Genomic DNA, 6,016 nt, shown 5'->3' on the forward strand with positions numbered 1-6,016 from the left:
CGTCAGAGGGAGAAAAGCGGCCTCTGCGGCGGCGGAACGATGCGGTCGGTCGGCTTGATCTGCCGTGCGGAGCGTCGGTGCTCACCGCCCGGCCCGACTACCGCCGCGGCGCCGTGAGCGACAAGCTGCGCGAGCGCATCCTGGTAGATTTCCGACGTCGCCGGTGACTCATTGCAGGTCGAAACATAGAGCGACTCGTAAGTGAGCCCATCATCGTGCGCATAGATGATTTTGGGGATCTGCTCCATAAGCGCACTGACGCTCTTCTCGCGAGCCGGCATGTCGAACTCGAACCCGAGCATGCCTTGGCCCAGGTGATTGTGATCGAACCTGGGGTCGTACCCGAGCATGTTGAACATGTCGAGGCCTGCGCCGGCATAGTGGATGAAATGGTTATGGTTCTGCCAGTGGACGTTCGTCATCACGTCACGTGCCTTGTGGTGCTGTGACAGGTGGATCAGCCAATAGTCACCATGGCCTTGCTTGTTGCGGATGAAGAATGGCGTGAAATGCTTGGCGCCGCAGTTGCGGACCAGCGACTGATAGAGCGTAGACTGGATGAATAGCCGCCAGTCTCGGTCGGACTGCTTGATCTCGCGAATAGACTTACCCGACAAAAGCCTAGGGATGCCGATCTTGTTGAGACCGTTGGCCAGAATGCTTTCGTTTGCGAAGTTCAGTAGCGAGTCGACCCCGAACGTGAGGATCACCTCCGCGCCAGGCAGTGTGTGAAAGATTTCGCGGATGATTGTCGTCGGCACCGCGTTGTAGCCGAACTGGTCCAGAACAAAGATCGACCGGCCGTTACGTGGACTTTTCTTCCTGATGAACTCGATGATCGATCTGGCCTGATCGAGAAAATTTGCATGCCTGACGAAGATGTCATCTTCGAGACGTCCGCTGTGGCCCTCTTCGTCGAGCACCTTCAGCAGGTGCTGGTACGCTTCCTTTCTCGCTTCGATAAAGAAGTACGACAGATCAAAGCGCACGGGGTGCGTGCGGCCGTGGTTGACGCGAACCTCGGCTTCCCTTGCGGCCTCCAGCAGGATGAGTGGTGAGCCACGCACGGGTTTATGAGTATCCTCGTGGTAGTACCGCCCACCGCCCGCGAAACCGTCGACCAGCGTGAGCTTGAATTCATCCCGGCGCCCAGCCATCAGCACCTTGAAGTATTCGGACAGATAAGCTTGCAAAATGCGGTGCTTCGCGATGCTGTGTTGTGCGATCGCCTCGAGTCCATGCTTCCAGGTGTACTGACTGAGCATAAGTTACCTATATCGCTGCCGGCATTTCGTCGTATGTGCGTCCATTGATGAGGCGGCCGTTCGACTTCTTGGCGCGCCGCTTTCCGTCGGCACCCCATCCTCCCCACTGCTTGAAGAAGAATGCCGCAGCCTGCTCTTCGCACTGCAACTGAATCGACTCGACCCACTCCTGTTTCATCGGGCGCGCTTTCGGTCCGGACTCACCACCGACGATCACCCAATGGATGTCGGTCAAGTTCATCTCGCCCAAATCTTCCAGCAGCGGCTCGATCGATAGGAACCGCACAGTTGCGTTTACGGTGCGCAGCTGGTCAATCCGCGGGATGCCGTATTTCCTGTCTTCGACCGAAACGCCAAGCCAGGCATTTACCGGCGCTGTCCGGGTCTCGAAGTAGTGAGCCAGCCTGTCAGCGCGCTTGGTCAGGATTTGGAAGGTATGCCAATGCGCCCTTTTGATCACTTCAAAAACGCTGTCGATATAATCGAACGGCACATCTTCGTGAAACAGGTCGGACATCGAATTGACGAAGTACACTGTCGGCTTCTTTCGACGCAGAGGATCTTCAAGCCGGTTCGGTAGCAGCGTCAGCGTGAAGCCATTTTCGTACCCAGGCGTAGACATTGCCATCAGGCGCTCCGCCATTTTCTCGGCATAGCAGTTTTTGCACCCTGGTGAAATCTTCGTACAGCCGACCGTCGGGTTCCAAGTCATTTCGGTCCACTCGATGTTTGTTCCCGTTGTCATGCGTCCTCCGATTTCCGACAGTATTTCATCTACAGTATTGCCAAAACAGTCCAGCGTTCAACGTACTGTCAACGTACATTCCACTCGCACGGCATAACCTTGGGCAACAATTAAGTTGTAATCATATCTCACTGAAACACAAGCAAGTATTGGATTAAAGGCAAAGTTGGCGAAGCGAGACATGTCTTCAGTTTAGTGACTGTTTCAGTAACTGAGTTGCCGGAAAAACGAGCTCTTCCAAGGGGACCTGATCGGCTAATTCGTAGCCACGGCGATAGTGAGTCGTCGACTTCAGGCAGCCTGTTCCTGGCGCCGTTCAAGACCAACTGCAGCCGGTGTGCGGTTGCCAAGCGCAGAATGCCGCCGCTCATCGTTATAGAAATGCCGCTATTTCGCAATGATCAGCCCATCCGTAAGGTACAGCCATGGGTGACTCGCGCGCGGCAGTCGACGCGGGCTACGTGCCGCACGACTGGTCGGTCGGCTAGACCGGTAGGATTGTCACACCATCGCTGTACTTCGCGCCGGCATCCCTGGCGCGACGCAGCACCTGCCCAGCGTAACGAACTCGAAGACCATCTAGCGATCAACAAGTATCTAGAAGCGCCGATCTTCTCAATGGCGGAACATGGCCTAGTCGGCACCCTGTTCGAAGTCGTGCTGCAACTGGCTAGTACGTTGGACTAGGTGTATGAAGCAAGGCCGAACCGACAGCAGCTCGGCCATGCCCTACGTAGCATTCAATCCGACCTGGTCCTCAGTCATCTGGATCAGTCGCGTAGCTGGAACGTGCAAGGCGGCGGCGAGTTTAAAGAGAACGCGTACAGTCGGCTGACGCTCTCCTCGTTCGATCAGGCTCACGAAAGTGCGGTCAATGTCCGCTGCGAGTGCAAGTTGCTCTTGAGTGAGGCCAACTTCCCGACGAACGGTACGTAACACATTTCCAAACGCTAGACCTGGATCCAAAAGATTTCTCCCCATATTCGGAGGAAATCATGGCTCTGCGTTATCATTGCGTCTTCGGACTATAGTCATCATTTTGGAAGAGAGCCTCATGAGGTGTCACACTGCGTCGGCCTCTGGTGGTGTTACGTGGTCCGGAATTTTGCTCAGGGCCCGTCTCCAAAAATGATTCGAAATCGCACACCTTATCTCTGCCTCCTGACCGACAGTGAGATTGCAAACAGTTTTTGTTTGAGATACTGGGCAAGAACGTCAACTGGGAAGTGGAGCGAGTCGTTCCAACGCTTATTGTCGGATTCAGGACTCAGCAAGGGTGAAATGGTTGACATGTTGAGATCAGCATGTCGGTTGCACTTCCCTCGTATTTGTTGTGGCAGTTGCGGAGGCCCAATTTCAGTGGCTACTCGTAGCGAGTACTCATCAATTATTGGGACAATTCATAGGTTTGGAAAAGGTCTGCCCCCGCCGTTATGCAGCGCCTGTTCGTCGGCAGCACTTACGCGAAAGCAGGGAACGGATTTCCTCATCGTCAAGAGCCGCCGAGATCATGTCGCGGGCGCACTGAAGCGCTTGCATGAAAAAGCCAAACCGGTTGACTACGCCAAATTGAGTTTTTTCCAGTCGTGTCTGCTGTACGCTGCGTTGCTCGCTGCAAACCTGGCGCCGGGTGAGCGCGTTGTGCCGCCGTTGGAGATGCAGATAGATGAACTCGCTGCGACTCCGGAACTGGCAGACGAGATTTATGCTCGGCTTTGCACCGACGGAATCTTTCTTCCTGCCCTGGAATCGAATGTGGACGCATATAGCCTGGACCGGGACACCGATGCCATAACAGTTAACATCCGGGCAGGAGCGTGGACACTTGCTGACGATCTCTATGGGCGGTCGATAGACGAAATCCTTACACTGTTGTTTCGAAGGCTCGACCAACCTGAGCCTGCGGCGGTCGAAGCACTTTGGTATCTAGTCGCAGAGGATGAGTGCAAAAGATACTTCGTCGGTCAGTGGGAACGCTACAGATTTGCTCATCCTGGTGTTTATTCTGCCAAAGTCTCCACCACACTCCAGCGTTACCTAGATCAATGTTCAATCGGTCAGATGTGGAATGTCATCTACTATGCAGTCAAGAACCTTGCAGCTCTGACGCAAGAAGGAAAGCACACCCCGCAGCATATCTATAACATGCTACCTGGGAGCATTCGTCGCTATGCCGACTATCGGCTAGCGAATGGCCAGTCGATCCGGCCTTGGCATCGGCCAACCCCAGCAGGAGCGTCGTGGGTGACTAATATTCTTCTTGATAAGATTCTCAAAGCTGGTGACATTTGCTTTGAGATGCTGAAAGGGCAAGATGTCGCAAAGTACGTCGAGCATTTGGTCACGAAACCAATCGACTGTGCTGCTGCAACGTGGTTTTCTACCCTTCCGCCTAGCAGTGCCCGTCCGGAATGATGCTGGATATCATGCCACATGGTGCGCTATCAGAGGTGAGCGACATTGGGAAAGGCGTTTGACTCGGCCGAAAGCAAGAACACCCACTGTGAATAAGACGAAGAGTCCTGCTCAACCCAGTAATCGACTTCAGAACAGGTCCAACTGCCCTCCTGCTTTCGCGCGACTTGTCCCACTCGATGCTGGTACGACCAGTGGCCGACGGAACTGTGTCGTATCAAGCCGTTCAAAACGGCCTCCGTGCTTACCAAGGCCGAGCCGCTCGACGGTCTTGGTGAACCGTTGACGGATCAGGTCGGCCCACACCCCTTCCCCGTGCATGCGCTTGGAAAAATCGCTGTCGTAATCCTTCCCGCCACGCATCTCCCGCACGCGGTTCATCACGCGCTGAGCACGCTCTGGGAAATGGGCCTCCAGCCATTGCTGGAACAACGGATTGACCTCGAAAGGCAACCGCAACGCGACGTAATGAGCACTCACAGCGCCCGCGTCGCGCGCCGCCGTGAGAATCTTTTCGATTTCTGGTTCGGTGACGAAGGGAATGATAGGTGCCACACTGACACTCACAGGAATGCCCGCCTCAGTTAGCGTTCGGATCGCGCGCAACCGACGCGCTGGCGCCGAGGCACGCGGTTCTAGAGTACGCGAGATATCGGAGTCGAGCCTGGTGATGGTAATCGCGGCGCAGGCAAGGCCCTTCTCCGCCATAGGTGCCAAGATGTCAATGTCGCGCTCAATCAATGATGATTTAGTGATCATACCGACCGGGTGACGGCATTCGCTTAAAACCTCGAGCACTTGGCGCGTCAGACGCTTGTCGCGCTCGCACGGCTGATATGCGTCAGTGTTTACGCCGATAGCGATATTCTCTGGCACATAGCCAGGCCGCGCCAACTCCTTGCGTAGGAGCTCTGCCGCGTTCACCTTAGCGAAAATTCGGCTCTCAAAATCTAGGCCCGGCGACAAGCCAAGATAGCTGTGCGACGGTCGGGCAAAGCAATATATACAGCCGTGTTCACAACCCTTATATGGATTGAGAGAAACATTGAACGGGATGTCTGGCGAAGAATTACGGCTAAGGATGCTCTTGGCAACTTCGTCAGACACCTCGGTTCTTCTCTGGTACTCATTAGAGATATGACCCCGTTCGGCATCCCAGCCATCGTAGGTGCGCTCGCGAGTTTCGGCTTCGAAACGCCCTTGCAGGTTGCTCGTAGCCCCTCGTCCCTTTAACACATGTATGTGGTGCTGCCGAACTTCAGGAAAGTCTGGATTCATAGCGCTCGCCTCGGTTAACTGTATATTCATACAGTACTAAGGCCTAGTGTAACAACCACCCGTAACGGGCTTTGTTGCGCAAATCAGGCTCGACCAGCGTAGCACCCGCAGGTCTGGTAGCCTGAGCGGATGAAACCAGCTCCACAGAAGTACCGCACGACCAATTGGAAGACGTACAACGAAGCTCTCAAGTCACGCGGTTCGCTGCTGATCTGGCTTGATCCGAAGATGAACTGGCACGGCCAGCCGAGCGGCAAGCGCGGGCGCAGCCAGACGTTCAGCGACGAGGCGATCCAGTTCTGCCTGAGCATCA

The 6,016-nt window shown here is 55.1% G+C and carries 6 protein-coding genes and 1 pseudogene; 3 read left to right on the forward strand and 4 right to left on the reverse strand.

What is annotated here, in order from left to right; genetic code table 11:
• Positions 1-2 precede the first annotated feature (2 nt).
• Complete coding sequence (locus tag FG94_RS05930) at positions 3-1,265, reverse strand: three-Cys-motif partner protein TcmP (RefSeq protein ID WP_036208417.1); 1,263 nt, start codon at positions 1,263-1,265, stop codon at positions 3-5.
• Positions 1,266-1,272: 7 nt separating this feature from the next.
• Positions 1,273-2,010 (reverse strand): DUF5131 family protein, encoded by a 738-nt coding sequence (locus tag FG94_RS05935; protein ID WP_036208419.1) that lies wholly within the window; start codon positions 2,008-2,010, stop codon positions 1,273-1,275.
• Between the two features lie 416 nt (positions 2,011-2,426).
• On the opposite strand from FG94_RS05935, the pseudogene FG94_RS28075 reads away from it, so the two are divergent.
• Positions 2,427-2,697, forward strand: a pseudogene (locus FG94_RS28075) (FAD-binding protein); the annotation flags it as partial.
• Positions 2,698-2,739: 42 nt separating this feature from the next.
• Here FG94_RS28075 and FG94_RS26460 read toward each other — a convergent pair.
• A complete protein-coding gene (locus FG94_RS26460) occupies positions 2,740-2,991 on the reverse strand; it encodes a helix-turn-helix domain-containing protein (protein WP_081925835.1) in 252 nt (83 codons plus the stop codon).
• Between the two features lie 552 nt (positions 2,992-3,543).
• Between FG94_RS26460 and FG94_RS05945 the strand changes: the two genes are divergently transcribed.
• The gene (locus tag FG94_RS05945) at positions 3,544-4,425 is read left to right on the forward strand and encodes a hypothetical protein (RefSeq protein WP_161783944.1); all 882 of its coding nucleotides are present in this window, start codon (positions 3,544-3,546) and stop codon (positions 4,423-4,425) included.
• 129 nt (positions 4,426-4,554) lie between these two features.
• Here FG94_RS05945 and FG94_RS05950 read toward each other — a convergent pair whose 3' ends face one another.
• Positions 4,555-5,703 carry a PA0069 family radical SAM protein gene (locus FG94_RS05950; RefSeq protein WP_051996271.1) on the reverse strand — a complete coding sequence of 383 codons (1,149 nt, stop codon included), beginning with the start codon at positions 5,701-5,703 and terminating at the stop codon, positions 4,555-4,557.
• Between the two features lie 129 nt (positions 5,704-5,832).
• Here FG94_RS05950 and FG94_RS05955 point away from each other — a divergent pair.
• A partial coding sequence (locus FG94_RS05955; RefSeq protein ID WP_036208424.1) for a transposase occupies positions 5,833-6,016 on the forward strand: 184 nt, incomplete at its 3' end.

The organism is Massilia sp. LC238 (assembly GCF_000735635.1).
Lineage (GTDB): Bacteria > Pseudomonadota > Gammaproteobacteria > Burkholderiales > Burkholderiaceae_D > Telluria > Telluria varians.

What these genes read in the sequence shown, in the direction of transcription:
- FG94_RS05950 (WP_051996271.1), bottom strand. Translation starts at nt 5,703, where the DNA reads ATGAATCCAGACTTTCCTGAAGTTCGGCAGCACCACATACATGTGTTA.
- FG94_RS05930 (WP_036208417.1), bottom strand. Translation starts at nt 1,265, where the DNA reads ATGCTCAGTCAGTACACCTGGAAGCATGGACTCGAGGCGATCGCACAA.
- FG94_RS05935 (WP_036208419.1), bottom strand. Translation starts at nt 2,010, where the DNA reads ATGACAACGGGAACAAACATCGAGTGGACCGAAATGACTTGGAACCCG.
- FG94_RS26460 (WP_081925835.1), bottom strand. Translation starts at nt 2,991, where the DNA reads ATGGGGAGAAATCTTTTGGATCCAGGTCTAGCGTTTGGAAATGTGTTA.